Source organism: Mesorhizobium sp. M7D.F.Ca.US.004.03.1.1 (genome assembly GCF_003998635.1).
In the GTDB taxonomy this organism is placed as follows: domain Bacteria; phylum Pseudomonadota; class Alphaproteobacteria; order Rhizobiales; family Rhizobiaceae; genus Mesorhizobium; species Mesorhizobium loti.
Genome location: NZ_RZQG01001559.1, coordinates 1 through 757 on the forward strand (window position 1 = coordinate 1; position 757 = coordinate 757).

Annotated in this window: 1 protein-coding gene; it reads right to left on the bottom strand. The window is 57.3% G+C overall.

From position 1 onward, the window contains the following. Positions 1-261: 261 nt before the first annotated feature. The coding region (locus EN935_RS38680; protein ID WP_206534707.1) for an amidohydrolase family protein at positions 262-757 on the bottom strand (496 nt) is incomplete at its 5' end.

A 757-nucleotide genomic window follows, 5' to 3' on the forward strand; every position in this document is an offset into this window, starting at 1 on the left:
CATCAAGCCCGGCGACCGACTGCACCCGGGATTCGGCGAGATGGGTGTGAAGTCCGATGTCATGGGATCTCGCGAGATCCCGGCAGGCTTCAAGAAACGGGCGGCTACAATGGAGAGGGATTGTTGGCGCCAATGCTGGGCGTACGAAGTCCCGATCATGCGACCAGCGCTCAAAAACGTTCGAGCATGCCTCTATGATTGCCCGGGCCGGCGCCAGCCTGACCGCCTCGATGTTGGCTCGGTGGCTGAGCGGCAATGCGTTCAACAATCCAGGTATCGCTTCGAAGAGAGCGATCTGTCGGCGACCATAGGTGCAATGACCGCGCGCATGCCGACATCGGCATAGGCACTTGCTACCGCATGCATTCCTTCAGGGCTCGGAACAGGAAATTCTGCGTAGAAATCATAGACAGCCGTGCACCCCTTCCTGACCATTTCCGCTGCGTTCAATTGGGCTGAGAGATATTTGTCTTCCAGCATTCGTCCAGCGTTGATCCAAGGGCCTGCATTCAACAGCAACTCCAGTGTCCATTGATCCCCCAGTCCCTTTGCCAAGGCGCCATGGCCGTGCGAGTGGGCATTGATCAATCCAGGCATTGCCATCCGGTCGGCAGCCTCAAATATAGTGGCCGTGTCTGGCGCGGCCATTCCCTGTTGTCCAATGGCAGCTATACGTCCTTCCTGAATCAAAATATCGCGGAGAGGGGCCGAATGTCCCCTTATGTCGAGGAGACGCGCGTTTCGGATGATTGTGGAT